Here is a 25547-nt window from a genome sequence, read left to right as displayed (position 1 = left end):
ACGATTAAAATTGCAGTTGGCTCAGCTAGGCCGCTGCAATTTTTTTGTGTTATGTGAGCTATATTTTAATGGATGGGAAGAAAGTGAGTCTTTGGAGAGAAGGTGAAAGCATTTTCGTGTCATATCCCGAGTTATGCTGCATACCATTAGGCGAATGCGGTCATAAGGGAGGAAGCGGAGATGTCGATGAGTGAACCGCTATTACTGCAAATTGTGAATCAGCATATTCCGGCCGGGGCAACGGTCATCACGATTGATAAACCGGTTCAACATCCAGCTGTGTATGCGGCCGATCTTACAGGTGACGGGTTGCCGGAGATAGCTGTAGTATATCAGCTTCATAGTGAGCTGTATCTGTTAATTCTGAAATTCGTTCAAGGTCAGTGGATCAAAATGGCTCTTACCAGAGGTTTAGGTTATGGGGTTACGCTGCTGACGGCAGCCCCGGTCACATCAACGGCAAGGAATAATCTTATTGTGGGCTGGCAGATTGGCGCAATATGGTCAAAGCTCGCTGTGTATGAATGGACTGAATCCGGGTTGACCGATATCGTGCCTGATGATCTATATTACAGCTATGCAGAGATTGTGGATATGCCCGGCATGCAGGGCCGAGATGGAAAGGTTGAAATCGCGTTATGGGTTCATGATACCGGTGAAGCATATCGGGTGGACATTATTCGGTGGCAGCAGGGGCAGTGGGTTGCAGCGACGGATGTATATCCTACGTATTTTCCCAAAGTCGTGCATTATTACGAGCAGCTTACAGCACAATATCCGGACTATGTGTTCTACTGGTATTATCTTGCGGATGCCCAGTTTCATGCCGGGTTATATCCAGCCGCGCTGGCTTCCGTCCAGAAAGCATTAAGCCTACCGGAAGCGTATCCTTCCAGAGAAGAACTGCTCAAACTGGAGAAAAAAATTAAACAGACCATGACCACCAGTGACCGTACTCAAGCGGCAGCCTGGTTATATCCGATATCTGTTCGCACGACAAACGGGATACGCTGGGGTTATATGGATGCACAAGGACATATTCGCCTTGAACCTGTTCTGCAGCAGGCTCAGGCGTTCCAGCCAAATGGCTTGGCCGTTTTGGAGAAGGACAATCGTGCAGGGGTCATTAATTTACAGGGACAGTATGTGGTTCAGCCCGTATATGATTCTATTAATTCTTTTTCCGAAGAGCGGGCTATAGCTATAGATTCTCAAGGTTTTAAAATGATTAATGAACACGGGGCGGTCCTGACCCCAAGGGCCTATCCGTTTATTGCAGATGTGCAGGACGGACGTGCGGTATTTTACGATACGGGCACGGATCAGACAACACCAGGCTCCATTCTTTACGGATATTTGGATGCCTCGGGCAAAGAAGTGATTCGGGCACAATATATGTCTGCGAATGATTTCCAGCATGGTAAAGCGGTTGTACAGATCAAAGAAAAGGAATATGCGCTTATTGATCGCAACGGAAATAGGATATCAACCTATCCCTATGCCTATGTAGGACCGCTTGGGGATGGCTTGCTTGCTTTTCAGAAGGAGCTTTCAGGCAAATACGGATACATTGATGAACGGGGGAATGTCCGAATTCAGCCGAAGTTCTCTTCTGCACTTCCTTTTAGTGGCGGGCAAGCGATTGTAAATACGTCAGAAGATTATCGCTCGAATTATGGGGTCATTAATAAGCAAGGATCATTTGTGATTCAACCGGCTTACAATGACATTCGTGAGCTGGGAGATCAGAGGTACGCACTTGGGAAAGCTATTGATCCGGAGCAGCCTTATATTGGCTCATTGTATGCGATTGCTGATATGAATGGCAGGAGATTAACGGAGTTCATCTATCGTAATGTAGAAAATTACAAACATGGTCTTGCTTCAGCATCGAATGGAACTCAGACGTATTTGCTGGATTTGAGCGGCAGACCTGCTCCTGGGTATCCTCATATTGAGGGAGCGGGATCACTTGAAGTCGTGGCACCCGATCTGATTAAAGTATTTGTGGATCAGCGTTTATCCTATGTGAACCGGGCAGGGCAGATTATTTGGTATCAAAACACCATCGTACCGCTTGAGCCGCCTTATCGAGTGCGTGAGGAGAAATATAAGCCCAACCGGGACTATCTTGTCTATTATCCGCAGGTCGAAGGCTTAACAAGCCAGGCGCAGCAGGATGTACTGAATGGTAAGCTGAAGGAGCTTTCCCAGGTCAAACCGATTCCTGCCGATCAGCAACTGGATTATACGTATACGGGGGATTTCGATATTACGTTTTACCAGCAGCAGCTGCTTCAACTGCAATTAACCGGTTACAACTATCCAGCTGGAGCCGCACACGGCATGCCAACGATGATCTATGCCATTATTAATCTGTCGGATGGGCAGCTGTATGAGTTAAAGGATTTGTTTAAAGCAGGCAGCGACTATGTGAAGGTGTTAAGCCAGATTGTCGGGGAGCAGATCAAAAATGATCCGCAGTATTCTTATGTTTTCCCGGATACGTATACAGGCATCAGTGCCAATCAGCCGTTTTTTGTTACAGCAGACGCGCTGCATCTGTACTTCAACCCATATGATATTGCACCGTATGCTGCAGGATTCCCGACGTTTACAATTCCGTTCAGCCAGATCATGAATATAATCAATACCGAAGGATCGTTCTGGAAAGCTTTTCATATGTGAATGGGGGATGGGGGAGTAATCTGTTCCAAAACGCGCAAAGCAGAGGCCATATATCCAATATGGCTTCTTTTTATGTAATATGGCGGACAACAGTTAAGCAGACTAGGAGAGGAGCTAACATATGCAATGTAGTGAGCGTGAAAACAAGAACGAACGAATTTCCCTTGAAGTTTGTTCTAAAATTCACAAACTTCAAGGGAGTAATGTAAAAAGATTAAATAGAAAATCATATGTTTGGAATAATTTTCATGTATAATAAAATGTTGTACCAGGTATGTAAAAATCGTTTGGAGGAAATCATTTTGTACAAAGCAGGATTTTGGATTAGGTTAGGAGCAAGCATTTTGGATAGTTTGATTATTTCGATTCCTGTGGCCATAATCGTGTATACGTTCACAGGTCACTATGACACAGACGACCTGAACGCCAGAATATTGAGTGCGTTATATTCAATTATTTTACCAGTTTACTGGTATGGTCGAACGATCGGTAAACGCATATGCGGAATTCGAATTCAAACGTACGATACACATGAATCGCCTAAAATAACGACAATGTTAATGCGAGTTTTGGTTGCCGGAATTGTGTACGTATTAACTTTAGGTGTTGGAGTTATTGTCAGTGCATTTATGGTCGGATTACGAGAGGATCGCCGTGCAATTCATGATTTTATTGCGGGAACAGAAGTTGTTTGGGATTAAGGTGAGAAATGGATAGTAAGGCCGAAAAAGGATTAAATCTGGGTGCGGCCTTTTTCAACTTATATACTGTTTCACAAAACTCGTATTTTGTACATATGTCTATCCGCAGCAAACCTTACAATGGAACCAAGTTCTTTAACCTTTGACGATTGACGTTGTTCTTCCCTTTTATTAGCGCTTTAGAAATAAAAAACCCGTTAATTTTCAAATTTGAAAATTAACGGGTTTTAAAAACTTAATCTTTTCACATATTTATCAACTGCCTTCTCTTCATCAGGTTTACTCATGACGCGCATTGAGATTTTCTGAGGTGTAAAGGATTTTTTCCGAAGCATAGCCTGCTTCTGTCCATCCAAAAGGACGCTTGAACCCGTCAACGGCTTCCGAAATTCCGAGAAATTGCGTATAGACGCCTTGAGATAAAGTAATTGCCTCATCCTTTATACATTCCCAGGATTCATCGGTATGTGCAGCTGCAACTTGAGTATTCTGTTCATCTCTGATCTCTGCATGCACATACAGCCCGGCAAGCCGGGTACGCCATACAGACTGATTTCCCTCGCCGGCATAAGGATAACGCAGCACCTGAGCAGCAAAAACGTTTGTGCCTTCTTTCAGGTATTCTCCAACCTCAACTTCCTCATAATGCCATGTAAACCGGTCCCCTTTGCAAGGTCCCCGGCTTACGGGTATATCATTGACATAAAGCAGATAACGGCTGTCAGCTGAAATGCGAAGCGCGCAGTTATGCCTGCCTTTTCGAAGTTCAAATGTTTTTCTAAAATAGACAAATCTTCCTCCCTTAGCTTCATCTTTTTCCTTCCAATGAGGATGCCATATCCAGCTTGCCTCTTCTTCCCAATCAGGACGCATAAGTGCCCTCCTTTTTTGCAGATCGATTACTCTTTTACACTTCCTGAAGCGACTCCTGAAATAATTCGTTCCGAAAAGATGAAAAATAATATCAGAACCGGAATAGTCGCAATGACGGAAGTTGCCAGTGCTTTATCCATATTAAGCAGAATATTGGATGTATACTTCATAACTGCCAGCGGTATGGTTTTGACGGCATCGTCTTGAAGCATAATTAACGGGAGGAAAAATTGGTTCCATATATTAACGGACAATATAATGCACAGACTGACGATTACAGGTGAAGCAAGCGGAAACATAATGCGGTAAAAAATTCTCCATTCTCCGGCGCCGTCTATTCGTGCGGATTCGGCCAGAGCGTCCGGCAAGCCGGCGAAGAAGTTCGTAAGCATCAGTACAGCCATGGATAATCCCGCTGATAACACCAGAATTACGCTCCACGGAGAATTAATCAGTCCAAGATTTTTGATAATCAAAAATACGGGAACCACACCGAGCTGGACAGGGAACATGAGACCGATCAAAAAATACAACATTACCCCTTGCTTAAACTTAAAGGAGTAACGACCTAAACCATAAGCAACCATGGAGGCTAAAGCTACTATAATGATGATGGTCATCATGAGGATAAATACGCTGTTCCAGATATTGACGCCGAAATGCTCGTTGCGAAAAACTTTGACATAGGATTCCAACGTAAAGGACTTGGGCCAGCCCAGTGTATTGGACAGTACATCCTGCTTGGTGCGAAATGAGTTCCATGTAAGATACCCAAGGATGAGTAAGGTGAAGGAAGAGTACACCCAGAGGATCAGCTTTGTTACATACAGCTTTTTGATATCAGCCATGATCATTTCTCCTCCTTATAAGTGAATCTTAGCTGAATCAATGCAACCACAAAGATGATGGCAAACATGACGACGGCAATGGTAGTCCCCATACCTACGGAGTTTGTGCTTACCGTTCCTCCCATCGTGCCGGTCGTTCCAAAAGTAATTCTGTAGAAAAACAGTGTCATCACATCCATCGAATTGTTAATACCGCCGCTTACCCCTCCCAGCAAATAGCTAAAATCAAACAAGGTCATGGCAGCGATATAACTGATCATAGCAATATTTACGATACTGGAACGGATCTGAGGTATAATGACCGAGAAGAACCGTCTCCAGTAGCCAGCTCCGTCCAGATAAGAAGCTTCCATCACTTCGTCGGACAGCATCTTCATGGCTGCCACGAAGTAGATTATACTGAAGCCCACACCTGCCCAAGCATTCATAATGAACAAGGTAAGGACCTCGTAGCCCGGAACCCCCAACCAATTTCGAGCATGTTCCCCTAGCCCAATTAGCTGGAGAAACTCATTGAAAATACCGATATTCTGGTCAAAAACTAGCGTAGCCAGAAATACGATAACGCTAGTGGTAATAAACTGCGGAGCAAAGATCATTGTTTGAAAAAAACGGTAGCCTTTTACACGTGTATAAATTACATAGGCAAAATAAAGCTGTATAGGAATCAGCAGTCCGACGTTAAGCACAACTAATATTGCATTGTTCTTAAGCGCATTTAAGAACTGCCGTTTTAATTCCGAATTAGTGAACAATTCAATATAATTATTAAAGCCTACAAACACCTTCTCACTAAAACCGTTTGACTGAAACAGACTAAGCTGGGCAGCTGAGAAAATGGGATAGATCACGAAAATAGAATACAGAATAAAACCGGGCAATATGAACCATAAATAAGGTTTCTTTCCAAGCCACTGCAACATCTAGATCGCCTCCAAATGATTTGGACGGTTAAGCTACTCGGCTTAACCGCCCAAAAATCCTTCTGATTATTTCGTACGGAGCAGCGCTTCTTCCAGCATGTCTGCAGCTTGCTGACCATCAATATGAGAGGTTAACAGTTGCGGCATTACTTGCTGAAGAAAGATATCATTCAACTTGATCTCTTCTGTTGATATGTTCGTTAATACGGAATAAATATTATGACCCAGGGAATCAAACGCACTCAATTCTTTGACTCCCTCATCTCTAGGCGTGATATCCTGCAGGGCCGGCACCATACCTGTTTCATCCTCAAAAAGCTGTTGGGCTTTTTGACTGGACAGAAACTTTACATATTCGACCGCTGCTTCCGGATGCTTGGTTCCAGCAGATACGGCAAAAGTGGTCGCATTACTGAAGCTTTGCGGAGCAATGCGTTCACCAGATACTGTCGGGATATAAAATCTGCCGAGGTTTATTCCAGCGCCTACGAAGGTTGGATCATTCCAGGTACCATCTGCCATCATTGCTGTCTTGCCGTTAGTAAATGCCAGCTGGGCACCAGCATTGTCTACAGAGGCCAAATCCTTGGTGAAATAACCTTTATCGGCGAACTCTCTGATCGTTTGGAATACCTTAATTATGCTTGGGTCTTTGAAAGAACCAGTCCCCTCATTAATCTTGCTTAATGCTTCCTCAGCGGCAGCAGGCATTAGCGCAAAGGCAAGCCAAGCCCGCTCGAATTCAGATTTACCGGGAACGCTGAAGGGTGTTATTCCCTTATCCTTTATTGCTGCGACCAACGATACAAATTCATCTAAGGTTGCCGGGGCTTGCAATCCTTCCTTTTCAAAAATGTCCTTATTATAATAAATCAACTGAGAGTCCATAAAGGCCGGAGGAGAGGAATATAGTTTTCCGTCCACCTTCGCGTATTCCATGAGGTCTTCCCCGAAACGGCTGGTATCGAGCCCGTAATCATCCAGATTAAGCAATGCACCGCTCTGCACATACAGCTTCATTTTAGGCGTCTTGTTTCCTTGAACATAGAACACATCCGGCAGTGAGTTGCTCTTAACAGCCGTATCGATCGCTGTCTCTGACCCTGAGAATTGAAAGTTTAATTTGATATTCGGATGTTTTTCTTCAAATGCTTGATTGATTGCCGTAAATCCCGACTCAAACGATGATTGGTTAGACTGGTCTCCCCACACGGTTAGTTCCACTTGTTTTTCAGTTCCGGCTTTGCTGCCTTGATCAGGTGAAGAGCTGTTTGTGTCATCGCCACATGCTGCCAACAGCAAGACGGAGACACCTGTCACTGCAAGAAGTGCTTTTCTGAATAACCCCTTTTTCATTTTTTATTTCTCCCTTCGTGTCTAACGGTTTGTAAGCGTGTAATAATCATAGTTCACAAAATAAAGCGTTTCCATGAACGAGTTTTTGTTTATGATTCCACATTATTGGATAGTTGCATTTGATGTAGGGCAAAAAAACCGGAACAGTGATGTCCCGGTTGATCGTCATTCCAAATTATTAGATGAACATTCCATTTAATTAGATGAGAAGCCAGTCGAGTTTCTAAATTCAGAAACGGTCATTCCGGTAACTTTTTTAAAAACCTTCACGAAATAATTCGAGTTTGGATATCCCACACGGGAAGCTACCTCTTCAGCAGAAAGCGAGTATCGCTTCATGAGATCGATAGATTTACGGATACGAACCTGGGTCAGGTATTCGAGAAACGTCATCCCCATTTCCTGACTAAATCGATGACTGAAGTAATGAATGTTTAAGTTCACTAAGTTCGCGGCATCCTCAAGCCGAACGGTTTCGGCGAAATGTGCTTCTACATAACGAAAAACCGGCTCCAGCCATGTTTGCGATTTCATCCTGGCGGTGGCGGATAAGTCATTGAACCGTTTAATCGTCTGTAAAAAGCAGGACTTTAATTCGTCCCATGTTCGGATGGAATCCACTGAATAAAAGGGGAGGGGCATAAAATCGGACTTCTCTGTATTAATCAGCATATTTATGTTCGATGGATCATTTTGATAAATTTTAAGCATCCACTGGACCAAACGGAACGCAGTATCGGGAGAATAACACGTCTCTAGTTCGCTGCCTACAGCCTCCAGCCACTTCGCCAACTCTTCCTCTGAAGCTGATGTGAATATGCTTATAAATTGCTGCTGCCATTGTTGAAACTTGATGTCCAGCTGCTCCTGAACAACATTTAAACTCGCATCAAAGCGGTACATACCTGGCCCACTGAAAAAGGATCGGTCAATCATTTGCTCTGCTTGGTTTCTTATCACTCTACACTTCTGAAAGTTCAGATTCTCAGACATACCTGCTGATACTGTAATGGCAAGATTCTGCTTCACTGTGTCCATCCATTCTTTTACCAGACCAGCCATCATCGTTGTTTCTTCCGGTCCTGTTTCTCGACTAAAGAGTAATCCGTGAAAAAAGCCTTGATCAAAGCCAAGAGGAATTGCATGTGTCGTTTTATTCATAAGATCTTGCAGGAGAAAGCCCAAGGCAGTCTGGTCATCATCGTTGTCTGAGTGATCCATTGACCAAATACGAATAGCAACCCAACAAACAAAAGCAGATTCTTTCAAAAGGTCTGTAAGCAAAGGGTAATCTTTGTGAGAGAAATCCGCAGGAAAAGCAACAATACCCGGAAGTATTCTGGATTGTGTCATCAATCGCTGCCTTTCTTCATCCATGGCATTGGCCCGGCTCTGTCTAGCGCGAACCTTTGAGCGGAGTTTCTCTGATAATTGGGTCAGTGTTGAAATCAATTCATCTGGGTCGAACAGATGCTTGGGAATATAGTCTTGAACACCCAATTGGATTGATCTTCTTGTATATTCAAACTCTTCATAGCTGCTCAGGACTAAAATGATCATCTCTTTATCCGTCTCTCTAATCCGTCTTATCAATTCTAGACCATCCATTTCAGGCATTCGTATATCGGTCAGCAGAACTTCGGGGTAACCATCTGTAGAAAAGGCCTCCCATGCCTCCTTGCCGTTCCGATAAACACCCTGTATTTCATAGCCATTTTCATGCCAGTCAATGATGGTCTGAAATCCAACCCGAACCAGGGATTCATCATCTACAATCGCAATTTTAATCATTTTCGTTTGGCCATCCTTCTTTCAAGATAGGAAGCTTTAATTCCACAGTAGTGCCTGCTCCCCGTTCACTCGTAATGTTCATTCCGTAGGCAGGACCATAGAACATTTCAATCCTCTCTTTCACACTCAATAATCCAATGTGGCTTCCAGTTCCGCTGCTCATAACCTGCTGGATTTCAGATAAGCCCCCTTGATCGATTCCGCTACCATTGTCCCATACCCGAATACTAAGCATCCCTTTCTCTGCTTTTGCCTCCAGACGAATCTGCCCTGAATGATCAATAGACGACAAACCATGAACTATAGCATTTTCTAAGAGCGGCTGAATCAAAAATTTAAGCAGCCGATACGGTTTCACCTCATCCTCCAGTTCGACCTGAAATATAAAGTTTTGATGACGTACTTGTTGAATCTTGACAAATTCACGCATGACGTTAATTTCGTTTTCAAGCGAAACAAGTTCATTGGTGTCTCTGATCGAGTATCTCAACAGATTGCTCAATGCATCAACGATCTCTTTTATATGATCCTGTTTTCGTATCATGGCCATCCACCGGATGGTATTTAACGTATTGTAGATGAAGTGAGGAGAAAGTTGATTTTGGAGCACTTTTAACTGCACCTGCCGTTTGCGTTCTTCACTGGCCTTCACTTCACCCAATAGATTGTAGATCTCATACATAACAGAAATAAAGGTTTCATTCAGCTGCGTAATTTCTCTGGCCCCTCTGAATTTGGTAAGGGAGTTAGGCTTCTCGCCGCGCAATCCTCTCCGCATATTGGCAAGAAGCCTCGCGATCGGCAAAGCAATGTCGGTACGAATCAGGTAGGAGGCAACCAAACCAAGGACCAGACTTCCCCCGGCCAGCCAAGCAGCAAAAACACTCATTCGGTAGACGGTGGCATACACGGTATTTAGAGCATATTCGGCTGTAAGCGTCCATTCATTGTAATCAAGACTTTGTTCAAGACGTAAAACTTCAGAAAAGGTATTTTCCTGTATTCCGTGTTCTTGAAGCAGTACTTTATCCGGACCGTTAAGGAAGAAAGCAGTATTGGAACCTGCCATAGCGGAGCTAAGAACGTCCCTGAATACATTAGATGAAACAATAAGATAAAAATATCCCATAGGTCGGAAGTTCTCATCTTTAATGACTCGTCCTAATCTGAAAGCACTTACATCATCATCTGTAGGATAACCTGACCTTACAGAATCCCAATAAGGTGCCCCATTGGCTGTAACCGTATTTGCCTTTCCTTTCTCACTTAAAGGTTCTTGTTCATCTTGGCCGATGACAAAGGTACTGTTGTCAGTAACAAATACACATCCTTTAATACGGTTGCTGTCTAGTCCGCCAATGATAGGCAGCACGCTTCGCTCCAGTTGCTGCTGAATTTCAATTTTTTCAAATTCGTTATGGACCGGTTCAGACAGTATTGCTCCTATTTCATCTGAGGTTAAAATCTGCAAACTCACATTATTATAGGTCTGAATGGTTGCTTCCAGTTTGTCTAAAGTCAGGCTCGTAATCGAATCGGAATATGACTCGGCATTGGTACGGATCGCAGCATTATAGTTCTGGGCCAAGAGGCTTAGTCCAACGATAGAGGGGAGAACAAATAAGGGCAAGTAAAACAGGACCAGCTTCTTGGTCAAACTCCATCTATTCCATCGACGATTTAACCATTTGTATCCAGGTAGATAGGAACGGGATCTTCTCATGTCAGATTCTTCTATACCTCCTATGCTGTTTGACTGACTAACTTAGCGTTAATTTTTTCGACATCATTGACTTTTTTAAAGCGAATGGTTCCACCTTTGAAGCCCCTTTGTTCGTCCGTTATAAAATCTGACAGACGGAATGCGAACTGGAACTATTGGATGGAATACTTGATGAACTGTAATATGCATATCTGAGTGTTTCTCCTCATAATTGAAGGTTTTCATATTTATACTATGTTAGAGACAAAATGATTGAAATAACTCTTTCTTAAGGATAGATAACGCAATTTGAAAGATTGTGATAGTCAGGCATATCATATTAAATTCAGAGGTGGTGTTGGAAAGATGGACTCCGAACATATGGAATCCCGATGAGTGGTGCCAGGATATGCTTGTTAATAATCCGATATATTGTGATGAGAAGCAAAACGTCTGGGACGTATTTCGCTATGACGACGTGAACATGTTGCTTAATGAATTCAAGCTGTTCTCAAGTATACGGAAAAGAAGTGTGTCACCTATTGCAAAAACAGTCATACAAGTGTAGATATCAATTCTACCGATCCTCTAATTCAATTTAATACAGGGTCACTTTTTATGCGATATCCTTGAGGCAATCTTCAAGTAATCCGATAAATAAAAAAAGCCGCTATAAGCGACTTTTCTATATTGACCTGATTAAATTATACAGTTATTTTAATTTGTTTTCTTCGGAAATAGCATTCATTAATATTTTCTTAGCTTTAGCGCCATGATCCGAGTAATCAAACATTGACATGCTTCCCCACCCACTGTAATCTGGAGCCCAATAACGGATACCTATAAGTCCATGTGTTTTACCCCACTGAACCACATCATGATAGATTGCAGCTTGTCCTTCTTCATTATGCGGATATCCCTTGACCGTTTTTGACCATCCCGCATATGCGCCCTGCACTTCACCTGAAGGATAAGAAAACTCTGCGATAAATACAGGTATACCGACCTCTTTGTTAATCGCAGTAACTATTTTCTTATACATAACCATTTTATCGATGTATACCCCTGGCGCGCTGGGATAAAAACTAATTCCAGCAGTATCGATAGGGAATCCATTTTCCTTTAACGTCTTGAAATAGGTGACTGCTGTTTTCACTGTTGTTACTACAGTGGCGATGTGAGTAGAAAACTTAACATTGCTTGAATCAAGTCCTAAACTCGTGTAGGCCTCTTTAATCCCTTTGGCTACCGCTGTCATCTGCACTGCATTGTATTTCCATATATTATTTTTCAACCAATTGGTTCCCATCACAGAATAGACATGTCTCATGAAGCCCGGAACTTTTTCCAACTTTTCGTTTACTGCGGTTTTCAACCCAATGCTTACCCCTGCAAAACCATAGTTTGCTTCGTTACCAATGTTCCAGTTCTCTACTTTGACACCTGTTTTCAAAATTTCGGTTGCCACAAATTTTCCGTATGCTTCCAAGACAATGTTCATCTCATCTAAAGTTAATTCTTCCCAAGGTTTTCCGTTTTGCAGTGCATATATTTCGGGATATTCTTCGAAATTAGGTGCTTGTTGCCGATCCATATCCATGTATGTATAAGCCAGCATAATTTCAGGGTTCAACGGTATATTTAATTTGGCTGCCATTCGAGCTAGCTCTAATCCCTGCTCCAAGGTGTGGTAATTTGCATTTGGATCTTCCTCACCATTCACGATATTATCGGCAGTAGGATAACGTTTAGTCGCAATTCTTGCGTACATTTCCGTAGCGCCTGATGAAATATACATCTTCTCTAATTCCTCACGGTTTTTCGCAGTAACGTCTCCTGCTGTATAGGTATTCCCCGTCTTAAATTCACTTCCCGAAAAAGGGCTTACCGAAAGCGCTACACGGAATTTCTCTGTAGTGGCAGCAGGTACATAATCTTTATCTTCCACATATACTGATAAATTTCTTACGATAATCCCTGCTATGATTAAAATAATGATAAGTAAAGAAATCATAATCTTTGTTCTTGTTTTCATGTGATGTAATACATACTTTATTTTCTCCATGATGAAAGAAGTCTCCTTTATAGCTAAGCTAGGTAGTATTTTAATTAAGTATGATCTGAAATAAACCGTTTAATATGTGCTTCGTTAACAAAAAGAATGGTAATTGTCAGTTTAACCGGAGTTAAAGAAACGAGAGGTCATCCATATTCGCCATATTCTAATCCTTCCCCTTTCACTTTTCTGATATCCTTAAGCAACTCTTTACTTCATGATAACGAAAAAGAAAGAAAAAAAAATCGTACGAAAGGGCAAGCCCTTTATGTACGATGGGGCAATGAGCGAGAGGTCATAACAGGGAATACCTCATACCCAATGTTCATGGAAATACATGTAATGAACTAAAAATGTTCACTAAACTGCATGACTATTTTTTAAGAATCCATGTAGAAGTACTTCTCGTCTTATCATTTTCATAACTGGGGGCTTGATGTAATGTAGCATCATCTGTTTAACAGGTGGGAAAGAACCTGATCCTGAATTGATTAATCCCTCCCCTTAGACTGGAAGAAGACGGCGCAATTAACGGAATTGATTTTGAGAAAATTGTAGAGCGTTTCGAGAATAATACCGTTACGATGGGATGTTCCTTCCTCGCTTCCCTACTTCAGGCACTCGTGGATGGAGAAGTCGAGATCTGGACCGAATCAGCTGGTAAAGAATTAATTGCAGATGATGATGGAGCTATATTCGGATTCGTTAAGATAAGCCCTGTTATATTTGAGCGCATAAAGGCGTTATAATGGCCTCTGGCGACTTTGAATGGAATAAACAATTGATCGAAACATTTCTTAAGGGACAAGTTACTCATCCCCTATCGCCATCAGGCAATGAGGGAGACGCACTGATCATGGCTATGAATGCTGGAGCAGCCCTTGGAAATATGAGTGAAGCATGGTGGAATCCGCTATGCAAGATCCTACCTTTGAATATGATGAACATATGTTGAACCAGCTCGGCGGTGGTGGACGGACGGGAACCTACAGCATAATTGTCAAAAACACGGGAAACGTTATGTGAGTGAAGGTAACATGTACTACAATCTCCCGAAGACATTTTATACATATGATCCAGTGACTCTGGATTGGACTGATGCTCTCCTGTTATACAATCAGACAGATTGAATGCGACTGGAACTATTGAACGAAATGCTCGATGAACTCTAATGTTCATATCTAAAAAAGATATAATAAATAATAGAACGATGTCTCCCTATGGAAGACATCGTTCTATTATTTATTTATTTATTTATTTATTCGTGAGTAAAGGACTTTGAGAACCAACCTTGTCATAAATATTAATTCAAGCCAAACCATTCCTTTGCTTCAGTGCTACTTAGTCTCCAAATAATGATCACCGGCAAAATAACACCCAGCAATAAACCGATACTTTGCCAGACGGCAAATTCAATAAGTCTCATCACAATCATTACGATGGACAGCGAGAAAGCAAAACTGCGCCGGGATGTATGTGGGTAGCTAAGACGTGCTCCGGCCCATATGGAAGCGACACCGACAACGATCATGGCTAGACATATCCATTTGTTAAGTGTCCCTTCACCACCAAGCGAGTAAATGCCATTCACAATGTTTACTGCTGCCGCTAAGTACAACAATATCTGAGCAAATGTAACTGTGGATGGTTTTTTGCCACTTGCCTGAAGTCCATTTTTCATAGAGGTTTCTCCTTGTCATTAAAAGCTTTCTTATTTTTTGGAGAAAGCAAGGATACCTCAGCTTGGTCGCACCAATCCAGAACCGTTTCTGCAAACCCGATTCCGTAGCGCTGAAGAAGTAGTGGTCCCGCGAAGGAAGAGTCTTCCTTCGAATCTTCCCAAGAACTACCGGTCTGTATTTCTTTAATTAAATTTAGAAACCAAGTAAAACTTTCCCGTCGTTCACGAATCAAATGAAGCAGTAGCTCTGGTCCCTCTTGGGCAGCAAATAAAAATTTGACAAGATTCTCATCGCGCATCTGTAAATGGGCTGATGGGCTGACAAGCCATTTGCGTAGAGCTTCTCGGCCTGTGTCGGTCAGCTGCCAGCGCTGGCGCGACCTAGGCCCTTCAACACCTTTTGGCGCTTCGATAAGCGCCAGATCTTCAAGTATTTTCAATTGGGGATACATTTGTCCGTCACTGATGCCCCCAAAAAAGCGAACCGACCGTTTCGCAGCTTCTCGAATTTCGTAACCGCTTCGTGGCTGCAACGAAAGAAAACCTATTATCGTCCATGCCGTCGCAGTAAGTTCAAAATGATCTACAGCAGACTGTGACGATGCAGAATCGGTCTTTGCTGTGTCACTCTTTAACGCTTTTCTAGTATGCGGTCATTATAGTTCTGTAATTAGGAACGTCAAGATATTAAGTCTTGTAATAACTTTTGTAAATTCTCAATGGAAAAATTAGCTTGTGGAATCTGAGTCAATTGTTTGAGGCTGAATCCTTTAACCATACTAATTTGCGGGCTATGTGCGATTCCTGGCATATGATTCTCTATAATCGCTTGATAGCGGTCGTCATCCAATAAAGTTCCGATTTTGGTGTGTTCTGTTATGTCTTCTGGGTTCAATGGTGTTGTATCCATATGAAGCTGAACTTCAATTTCCTCACATCTAAAGTAATCAAAGTCCGCATGTTTTCTCATACCACTTAAATCTTGAACACATATACCCAAAAAGTTTCCGGTAAATCGGATGAATCCATTTCTTTCATTCGTTTCATCACTTAAATGTGAAATATCCATGACCTTTCCAATCGTATTCCATGCCCCTTCATCAAGAGAATAAGAAAAAAGCAAGAGGTTATGGTTTACAGTCGCTTTCAGTTTACAACGTTGAGTGCCGTCGATTGAAATCTCTGATTCAGGAAACTCTTCCCAATTTCCTTGAAATGATCTTACAATCCCCAAGCACTTCCCGAGATGTTCATCCCTCGTAATTCTTAAGTACACATAGTCACTCGTATCATAGTATAAAATTAAACCAGCCATCTGTTGAAAATGATCCGGATCGAATTCAAGCAAGGTTTCTACTTCAACATTCATTGTTTGTTGTCGCTGAGCCACCATACTCTGTCTGAATGTTGAGCTTAATGATTCCCGACCATAAATCCGTAAACTGCCTGCTTTTTCTGTTAAAGAAAGCCAAGTGGAATCTGTTGGAACCCTTAAAGTGTTCCAACGCTGATCAAGTTCTTTTTGATCAAAGTGATCAATTGCAGCAACAGGCGGGAATGGATAATGAGGTAATTCAAAATCATTAATCGATAATTTAGGAGCTTGTCCTCCACCAGCGATTCTAAGCCAGTGATCGTCGGTCCACTCCATGCGTTGAATGGCAGTCTCTCTTCCAAGAATACAGCTGATGTTATTAACTGGCCTGCCGATGAGATGTACCATAGCCCACTCACCATTCTGTGTTTCTACCAAACTACCATGTCCCGCTTTCTTTAACTTTAGGCTATCATCATCCAACGATGTCAGAATAGGATTCAAAGGGTCAACCTCGTATGGTCCTTCAATTGACCTAGAGCGTGCCATTGTTGCAGCATGAGAATACGAGGTTCCTCCTTCTGCGGTCAACAAATAATAATAACCATGGTGTTTATATAAATGAGGCCCCTCTGTGCAGTTCAATTCAGTTCCATGAAAAATATTTTTGGCTTTTCCAATTAACATGTTTCTCTCTGTACAAAACTCCTGAAGCAATATTCCTGCAAAAGGATTACGCCCAGACCGGTGATCGCACAACATATTAAGCATCCATTTACGTCCGTCATCATCGTGAAAAAAAGAGGGGTCGAATCCGCTACTGTTTAAGTAGATAGGGTCTGACCAGGGCCCTTCAATGTTTGTAGCTGTAACCATGTAGTTATGTGTATCCTTGAATGGGCCTAATCTGATTTTTACATCAGTAAATAACAGATAAAATATCCCTTTATCATAGGACAAACAAGGAGCCCAAACGCCACATGAGTCAGGATTCCCAGCCATATTAAGCTGAGACGGTCTGGTTAGGGCATGAGACACGATTCTCCAATGTTTAAGATCACGAGAGTGGTGTATTCGTACACCTGGATACCATTCAAATGTTGAAGTTGCGATGTAATAATCTTCACCCACACGAACAACAGATGGATCAGGGTGAAACCCACTTAGAATAGGATTGGTTATCATCCTCGCGTAACACTCCTTTTCTAAAAACTGAATCATTGACATTTCTGTACATATCATGTTCATTGATCAATGTGTTTTCGGCAAATTTTACTGGAATTTCTAATTCATATTAAGACAAAGGGCATTGTAGTTATCCTACAACACCCTTTTGTTTTAATGAAAAGCACCTTGTTTTTTCGGTTCATTTAATGTTTTCAAAAGCAGTTTAAACAACATTTCTGTTTCCTTAGGGGTATTTGCCAACAATTCGCTTATGGAGAAGTCATATGCATATTTTATCATTGGATGGTCCAGCATACCGGGGGCATGCTCTTCAATCAACTGAACAGCTATCGGCTCTTCTATTATTTCCTTAAGAGTGGAGTCCAGTGTAAACCTGTCTATTCTAAGATTGGTTTGTGTAGGATATCTAAAGGAGTAATCTCCAGAACCGACTTCAATGGAATCTTTTTGCTCAGGCAGTTTGATGATGGCAGTAGTATTGGCCGGGATTGTTACATTGACGATAATTTCTCCGTTCTCGCAAGACCATGAGCTCTTGATTTCGCCATATACTGAGTTATAAATGCCTTCAACTGCACTTATCCCCTTAATGAACTGAGGCTGGATCAAGATTTTTTTAAAGCCGGGTTCAATTTGATTAATACCAGCCAGCTTCCTGTACATCCATTCCCCAATAGATCCATATGCATAATGATTTAAGGAGTTCATGCCGGATGTATCAAAATCTCCACTCGGGAGAATGGAGTTCCACCGTTCCCAGATGGTTGTAGCTCCCTTCTTAACGGCATACAACCATGACGGAAAATCCTCTTTTAGGAACAAGGTACCGGCAAGCTCGTGCAATTCATTCTCAGATAATACATGACACAGATATGGAGTGCCCACAAAACCAGTTGTAAGGTGATTCTTATGTTGGGCAATATTTGTCTCCAGTGTCTTGCGGACTCTCTCCCGGTGCTTGTCATCAACCAGATTAAAATGAAGAGCTAATACGCAAGCTGTTTGAGTTTCACTGACTAATCTGCCGGTTGCTGAAATATACTCTTCCTTGAACGCTAATTTGATTTGGCTGTGAAGAGTTTCGTACTTGGAGGCATCCTCAGATTTATTTAACAACTTGGCAGTCTTGGCGAGCAACTCCGTGGAATAGGCATAATAAGCGTTAGCCACCAGATAAACGTCCGTAGCTCCAGTTCGCTCATTACTAATCTCTTCTTTATCAAGTCCGAGCCAGTCTCCGTATTGAAACCCTGTCTGCCAAAGCCCATTAACACCACAGCGTTCCGTGATGTAATCAACCCAGCCCTTCATGCTTTCGTACTGTTGCTCGAGCAGCCTAAGGTCGCCATACATCTGATACATGACCCAGGGAACAATAACAGCAGCATCGCTCCAAGCAGCAGCTCCCTCCTGATTCCCAAGGATATTAGGAATTACATGAGGGACGCCATATTCTTCAGTTTGCTCAGAAGCTAGATCACGCAGCCATTTTGTAAAGAAGGACGCGACGTTCATATTAAATGCAGAAGTTCCGGCAAACACTTGAGCATCTCCTGTCCAGCCAAGACGTTCATCTCTTTGAGGACAGTCCGTGGGAATGTCAAGGAAATTACCGCGTTGACTCCACTGGATGTTACTGAATAACTGGTTAACCATTTCATTGGAGGTTGCCAGATTACCTGTTTCCTCCAGATGTGAATGCAGTACGCAGGCTGTAAAAAACTCCGGTTGTACTACCTCTAACCCTTCTACCGCGATGTAACGAAATCCATGGAACGTGAAGTGCGGCCGGAAAATTTGTTCTTTACCGTTACAAACAAATCGATCAATAGATTCAGCCTGCCGCAAAGTTTCAGGATAAAAGTTACCTTCTTTATCAAGCACCTCGGCATGTCGGATGGTAATGACCTGGCCCTCACGCCCGGTAATCTGAAGTTCTACGAATCCGGTGACAATTTGTCCGAAATCTATAACCTTCTCTCCTTTTGGTGTCGTAATGAACTCCACCGCGGGAAGCCTCCTGGTAATTCTGACCGGTTCACTTTCCTGGGCGACAAGACGCTCTTTGTTATAGGAGAAAGGCAGCACATCATATAGCGTATCGTCTATAAAACAAGAATCGTAGGTCTCCCCCATGTAGATTTCGCTGGAACGAATCATTCCCTTGGTTACCTTCCAGCTTTCATCCGTTACAATCATTTCTTTAGATCCGTCTGTATAGACGATGTGAAGTTCTGCGATAGCTGCCACTCTGTCACCGTAATGATTCGGAGTACAGGTAAAGCCGAATATCCCTTTATACCAGCCATTTCCAACGGTAATCTCGATTTTATTACTTTTTTCAAGCATACCGTCTAAACTATAGGTCTGGTATTGCAAACGCTCATTGTAATTTGTCCAACCAGGGGCAAAGTAGTGATCTCCTACTCTATTCCCGTTAACCGAAATCTCATAGACTCCTAATGAGGATGCATAGAGACGGGCTGACTGTATATCCTTTTCTACAGTGAAAATCTTTCGGAAAATGGGAGGTGCAGTCTCATCATCCGGGAAGGTATGTGTAATCCAATCTGCTGTAAAGTTACTTCCCTTCAGAAGACCTGTTTCAAAATGTCCTTCAATGCTTGCCTGATTGCCTTGGTTATCCCAAACGGTGACATGAACCTGGTATAGAGTGGCGGCCTGAAGCGGAGGTCCCGCATACTCTACCAGAATTGAAGTATCGGCTTCCACCTTACCTGTATCCCAAATTCTCTGAGTATCCTTTGTTACTGCAATCTGATATGCAGTCTGCATAACTCCCTGCGCTGAAGAAACTAATTGCCACGATACCCGCGGGTTTGTTGTATCCAAGCCCAGGGGATTTTCCATGTATTCAATGCGAAGATTTTTTAGCTTCATATTGATCCACCTTTCCATAATTCAAAAATTTTATGATATCGCTTACTAATTTTATTTTTCAATAATTAATGCTTCAAATAAGCGATGCTACCGTTCCTCCCTAACCATTTTTACGTTCTTCCAATTCTTTAACAATTTGAGGATACTTCTCATCCAAATCGTACTTACGCAAGCAAAGATAAGTAAGAACAAAGATCACTAAAGGAAGATATACCGTCAGAACAAGGATACTGGTAATCGCTGAATCGGTTTGTGTTGCTAATGCCCCGTCATAGTTACCCAATGCCAATATCCAGCCGATCATTGCAGCTGCCAGACCCATACCAATTTTAACGCCAAAACTATTAGCGCTGTTGACCATCCCAACTAACCGTTTGCCTGTCTTCCATTCACCATATTCTACCGTGTTGTTCACCAGCACCCCGCCTACAGCCATCATTGGAATTGTTGCTAGCGTGGCAATACCTCCAAAGACTAGAGCCGCAATAAAGTTATATGGCATAAAGCAGCGAATAAGGGATGCAACGATGCCGACAATCATACCAATTCGCGCTGTTCTTGCAAGTCCGAATTTTTTAATCATCGGTCCTACTATAGCGAAACCTAAAAATACCGGAATCAATCCAATGGCTCCCATGATTCCTATCAAATCTTCATTTCCGAGAATATACTTTGTGTAATAGATTCCAGTTGAACCGTTAAGCGTATACATCATGTTGATCAGTAATTGTGCAAACAGCATAATGACCCAATATTTATTTTTGAACAGAAGCTTGATGCTTTCCCAGAAAGGGACGTTATCCGTCTCAACTACTTTTACATTGCCATTGTTTTCTTTGGAAGCTAGGAATGTCAGCACCAACGCGATAAAGGACACGCCTCCTAGCACAACGGCAACCATAATCCATGCGGATTGATCTCCGCCAAACATATTGGTCACTGGAATTAGTGCAATTGAAATAATCATACCGATAAGATAACCAAACACAGTTCGAGTAATGCCCATTTTCCCGCGTTCTTCTACACTTCTCGTGCGTATTGCCATTAAGCTTCCATAAGGTATTGCAATTCCCGTATAAACAACGGCTGAGGCAAAGGCTACCGTAACTAGAGCATAGATGCTCTTTACAGTTGCTGATGCTTCAGCTGGTACGGTGAACAGTAATATGATGGAGGCCATTGCTGGAAGAGCCATCCATAGAATCCACGGTCTAGCCTTTCCGTATTTGGACCTTGTTGCATCGACAACTCTACCCATCACCAAGTCAGCTATGGCATTAATAAATTTGGTGATGAGCATAATTGTTCCCACTGTTGCGGCTGCAATGCCTACTTTATCTGTATAAAAATAAGTTAACATTCCGATTAGACCGTTGATGGAGTTTAAGGCAATTTGCCCCGCCCCGTCTCCCAAGTAATGACGAGGTTTCATTGTTTTCTGAATACCTTGGGCATCAAGACCTAAAGCCTTAGACTTTTTGTTTGTTTCTACAATTGGTGGATTAGAGATATTCTGCTCAGCTCTCATTGTAGTTTTCCCTTCTTTCTCTCATAGATGTCACCGCTTTCAGGAATGGTTTTGGTCATCCTAAAAGTAATCGGATTGAATATTTGAATAACGCTGCCTTGCTTAGATTTAGTTTTGTAAGATGGTGCAACTAAAGGTTTTTGATCCACGGAATGATTGCTCTTCACCATCTGGAAGCTTAACTATTGCTGATGTCTCTACAGGCAATTTAGCTTTTAACAAAAATTGATACTCCTCAATACGCCATTCGATCTCAATCAATCCTTGCTTGGTTGCCACGCTACCCTTCGCCCAGTCTAGTTTTCCAATGTGTGGTTCAATTCTAATGGTAGTTGCTCCCGGATCAGCGGGTGTTACACCTAGAATAGTAGCTGGGAATTCAGCCAGTGGAACAGCACTCCAAGCATGACAATCACTTCTTGGATTCACTTCCATCTCTGGGAGCGTCGTCAAACCTTGTGAAGCGAATACACGCCAGCGATCCCACAATCCAAATATTTTATGCTGTAGCCCCACTTTCTTTAAAGCTTGAATCATTAAATACGTGAACGGCAACGTTACCCGGTGAATTGGCTCATCCAGTGTGCGTTCCATCAGTCGTCGGGCTTCTTCTCCTTCGATTGCTCCTGCAAGGATCGATATAATCTGAGTGTGCTGACTATATATCTCCAGTCCAGGCATATCGCGAAATAACTGACGTTCTTCTGACCAGGCAAGCTTTCTCAAGGCATTACACACTTGTTCTGCTCTCGATTCCATTGTTGATGCAGCTTGACTCCAGCCTGTAGCATGTAATAATGTTGCGGATTTCCTTAACGCTGCTGCATACATGAAACTCAGCAAAAACATGGGACTATCCACGCTCTCAGGCGGCGCACCGAGCGGCCATGCGTCAACCCAATCGAAGTAGGTCCAGTATCGGTTTGAAGTAACACCAACGATTCCGTCATCCGTTAACCTTGTATGAAACCAATCCATTAATTCAATGATGGCAGGCCGATATTGCTCCACTAATTGCAGGTCCCCATTAAACTCAAAATGCTCTGAGATCATATCTACCCAGTAAAGTGAAAAAGATGGAATGACTTGAGGCTCAACCGATGGGAAACGTGCCTGAAGTAATCCGGAAGGTTGTCTCGAACGATAAAAATCTTCTATGGTTCGCTTTGCCATTCTGTCATCGCCGCTAACATTATACGTAAACAGCATCATGAGTCGACTATCCATCGCATACTGTAGTTGTTCGTAATAAGGGCAGTCTTCATAAGTTTCATGCATACAAAGTTGTAAAGTTCGAACACTTAGATCCCAAATTTTGTTAAGTTCTTGATCTGAAGATTCAAATTGTGCTTTGACTTCTAATGGATATCTGGTTTCTCTGTATGACAACTGCAACAGTTCAAGTGGAGTTTCTTCTGTTTCTATTTCCAAACGAACGTAACGGAACGTTCTGAACCAGAAAGGCTCGTAGACCTCATCCGTAACCGTGTCATTTACTTGTCCTGAAACAATATAGGTATCAAATTCGCCCATTAACTGTCCGGTGCTGTCTTCTCGATCTCCTTTTTTTCGTTGCATTTCAGTGCTCTCGTGAAATTCATAACACTCCGCACCCATTAATCTCACTTTAGCACCTCGGCCATTACGCATCCGTATGTTGATATAACCGGTTGTCAATTCCCCAGCATCAAGATCCACCTGAATTTTATGTCTGCTTGGGATTACCAGCGATGATGTGTTATCAAGCGTATTTTGTAGAAACTTTTCAGTCTCTTCGACTCCAACTCCCGTTGTTTTTGTTACTTTAACAAATTGTTTTTCTTCTTCGTACATGAATGGTACGGGTCGAGGTAACAAGTTCCATGGACTAAGGATCCCGGCAAATCCTCGTGTTTCGGCGAATGGGATAGCATGTTCCCAGCTCAAATCATCATATTCGGAGAACTCCCAGCCTTTCGGTGCGCCATTCCCTTCTACTTCCTCTACGCCTCCCATCCATCGGATAAGTTGTTTGGACACATGTCGGTATCCTTGATGACGATAGGTACGCCAGTTTGCATCAGAGTGGAGTGGAATTATCTCAGTGCCGGTTTCGTCTCGTAAAGAGGCCTCTACTAGCAGGCCAGCAGACTGTGAGCGCCAAATGGAAATAGGTCCTCCCTCTCCAATTTTGAATGGTTCCATTACAGGATAACGGAGAACCTTTACTGCAAGAACGTTGTTACCTGTAATAAGGTGTTCACCTACATCTACAGTTTCGTAATATGTAGTGTGCATATCCCCTTTACAAGGACCGATCGAAACGGATTTACCATTAACATAAAGTCTGTATCTGCTGTCTGCAGAAATATCAATCACCAATTTGGGTGCTATCCATTCATCGATGTGGAAACTTCTTCGGAAATATACAAGGTGATGCTCGGTATTTTTCTGCTCCTCGGGCTGCCTGACATCCCATATCCATTTCCCTTTCCAGTAGCGGTTCTCCTGAACAGAAGCTTCACCATATTGCTGAAGCTTCTCGTTTAAGGAAGCCCCTCTCCCTTTTTCACCCGAGAACTGAACAGTACCCATGTATGGTAAAGAGATTGATCCAGTACAAGTTTGATGTTGAAAAGTAAGTTCGATGTCATAAGACTGACCTGATGGATCTATTCCTTTTGCCGAAAGTACGTTTTCGTTCAAACGAACCTGTTCACAAGAAAGGTTTAGATTCATTGGTTCCGTTTCTACTATAAGCTGAACAGCCCCGCTGCTGTCTTTAATGATCGTAAACACGGCATAAAACTGAAGGTAGGGCGTCTTAATGGTACCATTCCATAATTCATGCATTCAATTAACTCCTTTTTTAAATTTTTCAGCTAGAAGCCTCAAATCAGCATGAATTGACTGTAATATTTCTTTGGATACAGGAGAATGAGGAAATGAAGAAAGCATTTTAAGAGTAAAGCCTTTGGTATAATCAAGGTACGGAGACTGTACCAGTTCTGGAAGATAGCTATCCAGCATTGCTCTTGCCTTCTCATCACTCAACATATCGCCTAAAGTCGAAAATGCTTCCCATTGGGGATTCGTTGTAATAAATTGTCTTTTCTTCAACCATTCCTCGCACAAAACTGGCCAATGCTGCGCCTCAAGATGATCTTCTGCCAAGCCAATTCCATGCATGCCACTTTCGAACAGATGCAATGCAAACGGAATATTGTGCTTACGAAGCCCATTTGCGAACAGGAGACTGTTTTCCAAAGGTACACCGTTATCTTCAACCGTATGCCATAAAAACGCCGGTGGCGTATCTGCAGTAATCTGCTTTTCATTGGATAATAGATTCAGTAGATCGGGATCTGTTTGCCGTTCTCCCAAAAGTGCTTCTCGGCTGCCTGTACTGGTAAATTCATCGTTCATTGTGATGACTGGATAGCCAAGAACCATGAGGTCAGGACGACTGCTTTGCTGAAGGATTGAATCATTAGAATGAGGATTTCCGAGATCAGAATGGGTCCCTACTGTTGACGCAAGGTGACCTCCTGCGGAGAATCCCATGATGCCAACCCTTTTTGGATCCACATTCCATTCAGATGCGTTTGCTCTAACAAGACGGATGGCTGTCTGAGCATCCTCTAACGGAGCAGGATGTTGGTGTGGAGATACTCTGTAATTCAATACAAAAGCCGAGATACCAATACGGTTGAGCCACAATGCGACTGGCTCCCCCTCATGATAAGCTCTTGTGGAATAAGCACCGCCTGGACAGATAATCATGGCAGGGAAAGAGTTTTTTCCTTCTAGGATATATGGTGTCAGCAAATCCATAGTAATCCGCTCCTAGCATGTGATGGATCTATAATATAAATTGTAGCGGACAGATTTAGTTCGGAAAATAACTATATCTTAAGGTCGAATAATTCAATCTGAACTAGTTGTTATATTTCACAATCATGATTTAGTGACTGAACGTTATCATAAACAAAAAAGGCACCTCTCTGGAGAAGTACC

17 protein-coding genes are annotated in these 25547 nt (G+C 42.5%); 3 read left to right on the top strand and 14 right to left on the bottom strand.

All coding sequences use genetic code 11. From position 1 onward, the window contains the following. Positions 1-180 precede the first annotated feature (180 nt). Together ACQSGY_RS07245 and ACQSGY_RS07240 are read left to right on the top strand one after the other, a co-directional pair. The gene (locus ACQSGY_RS07245) at positions 181-2688 is read left to right on the top strand and encodes a WG repeat-containing protein (protein WP_427051321.1); all 2508 of its coding nucleotides are present in this window, start codon (positions 181-183) and stop codon (positions 2686-2688) included. 260 nt (positions 2689-2948) lie between these two features. Next, on the top strand, positions 2949-3389 hold the full coding sequence (locus ACQSGY_RS07240) for an RDD family protein (RefSeq protein WP_427051502.1): 441 nt from the start codon (positions 2949-2951) through the stop codon (positions 3387-3389). A 279-nt stretch (positions 3390-3668) separates the two neighbouring features. On the opposite strand, the gene ACQSGY_RS07235 is transcribed toward ACQSGY_RS07240, so the two are convergent. From ACQSGY_RS07235 to ACQSGY_RS07205, 7 genes are all read right to left on the bottom strand, one after another. Further along, positions 3669-4262: an alpha-L-rhamnosidase N-terminal domain-containing protein gene (locus ACQSGY_RS07235; protein ID WP_427051319.1), complete on the bottom strand. Its 594-nt coding sequence runs from the start codon at positions 4260-4262 to the stop codon at positions 3669-3671. 26 nt (positions 4263-4288) lie between these two features. Further along, on the bottom strand, positions 4289-5110 hold the full coding sequence (locus ACQSGY_RS07230) for a carbohydrate ABC transporter permease (protein WP_427051318.1): 822 nt from the start codon (positions 5108-5110) through the stop codon (positions 4289-4291). A gap of 2 nt (positions 5111-5112) precedes the next feature. Beyond that, positions 5113-6033: a carbohydrate ABC transporter permease gene (locus ACQSGY_RS07225; RefSeq protein ID WP_427051317.1), complete on the bottom strand. Its 921-nt coding sequence runs from the start codon at positions 6031-6033 to the stop codon at positions 5113-5115. Positions 6034-6099: 66 nt separating this feature from the next. Continuing rightward, entirely contained in the window at positions 6100-7389 is a 1290-nt protein-coding gene (locus ACQSGY_RS07220; RefSeq protein WP_427051316.1) for an ABC transporter substrate-binding protein, read from the bottom strand. A 195-nt stretch (positions 7390-7584) separates the two neighbouring features. Continuing rightward, complete coding sequence (locus ACQSGY_RS07215; RefSeq protein WP_427051315.1) at positions 7585-9180, bottom strand: response regulator transcription factor; 1596 nt, start codon at positions 9178-9180, stop codon at positions 7585-7587. Beyond that, positions 9173-10837: a sensor histidine kinase gene (locus ACQSGY_RS07210; protein WP_427051314.1), complete on the bottom strand. Its 1665-nt coding sequence runs from the start codon at positions 10835-10837 to the stop codon at positions 9173-9175. Before ACQSGY_RS07210 ends, ACQSGY_RS07215 begins: the two co-directional genes overlap by 8 nt. A gap of 757 nt (positions 10838-11594) precedes the next feature. Further along, positions 11595-12947, bottom strand: a complete 1353-nt coding sequence (locus tag ACQSGY_RS07205) for a glycosyl hydrolase 53 family protein (protein ID WP_427051313.1) — start codon at positions 12945-12947, stop codon at positions 11595-11597. Positions 12948-13686: 739 nt separating this feature from the next. Between ACQSGY_RS07205 and ACQSGY_RS07200 the strand changes: the two genes are divergently transcribed. After that, positions 13687-13893 carry a hypothetical protein gene (locus ACQSGY_RS07200; protein WP_427051312.1) on the top strand — a complete coding sequence of 69 codons (207 nt, stop codon included), beginning with the start codon at positions 13687-13689 and terminating at the stop codon, positions 13891-13893. 348 nt (positions 13894-14241) lie between these two features. Here the strand turns inward: ACQSGY_RS07200 and ACQSGY_RS07195 are convergent, their stop codons facing one another. The 7 genes from ACQSGY_RS07195 to ACQSGY_RS07165 form a co-directional block, all read right to left on the bottom strand. Next, a complete protein-coding gene (locus ACQSGY_RS07195; RefSeq protein ID WP_427051310.1) occupies positions 14242-14619 on the bottom strand; it encodes a hypothetical protein in 378 nt (125 codons plus the stop codon). Then, positions 14616-15167, bottom strand: a complete 552-nt coding sequence (locus ACQSGY_RS07190) for a PadR family transcriptional regulator (protein ID WP_427051501.1) — start codon at positions 15165-15167, stop codon at positions 14616-14618. Before ACQSGY_RS07190 ends, ACQSGY_RS07195 begins: the two co-directional genes overlap by 4 nt. A 131-nt stretch (positions 15168-15298) precedes the next feature. Further along, complete coding sequence (locus ACQSGY_RS07185; RefSeq protein WP_427051309.1) at positions 15299-17119, bottom strand: glycoside hydrolase family 43 protein; 1821 nt, start codon at positions 17117-17119, stop codon at positions 15299-15301. A gap of 153 nt (positions 17120-17272) precedes the next feature. Continuing rightward, positions 17273-20023: a glycoside hydrolase family 78 protein gene (locus ACQSGY_RS07180; protein ID WP_427051308.1), complete on the bottom strand. Its 2751-nt coding sequence runs from the start codon at positions 20021-20023 to the stop codon at positions 17273-17275. Between the two features lie 100 nt (positions 20024-20123). Next, on the bottom strand, positions 20124-21551 hold the full coding sequence (locus ACQSGY_RS07175; RefSeq protein ID WP_427051307.1) for an MFS transporter: 1428 nt from the start codon (positions 21549-21551) through the stop codon (positions 20124-20126). 108 nt (positions 21552-21659) lie between these two features. Next, a complete protein-coding gene (locus ACQSGY_RS07170; RefSeq protein WP_427051306.1) occupies positions 21660-24383 on the bottom strand; it encodes a family 78 glycoside hydrolase catalytic domain in 2724 nt (907 codons plus the stop codon). Continuing rightward, complete coding sequence (locus ACQSGY_RS07165) at positions 24384-25364, bottom strand: alpha/beta hydrolase (RefSeq protein ID WP_427051305.1); 981 nt, start codon at positions 25362-25364, stop codon at positions 24384-24386. Between the last annotated feature and the right edge of the window lie 183 nt (positions 25365-25547).

It is taken from the genome of Paenibacillus sp. TC-CSREp1 (assembly GCF_050171015.1).
Lineage (GTDB): Bacteria > Bacillota > Bacilli > Paenibacillales > Paenibacillaceae > Paenibacillus > Paenibacillus silvae.
Note: the sequence above shows the minus strand (reverse complement) of the source record. Positions and strands in the feature narration are given on the sequence as shown.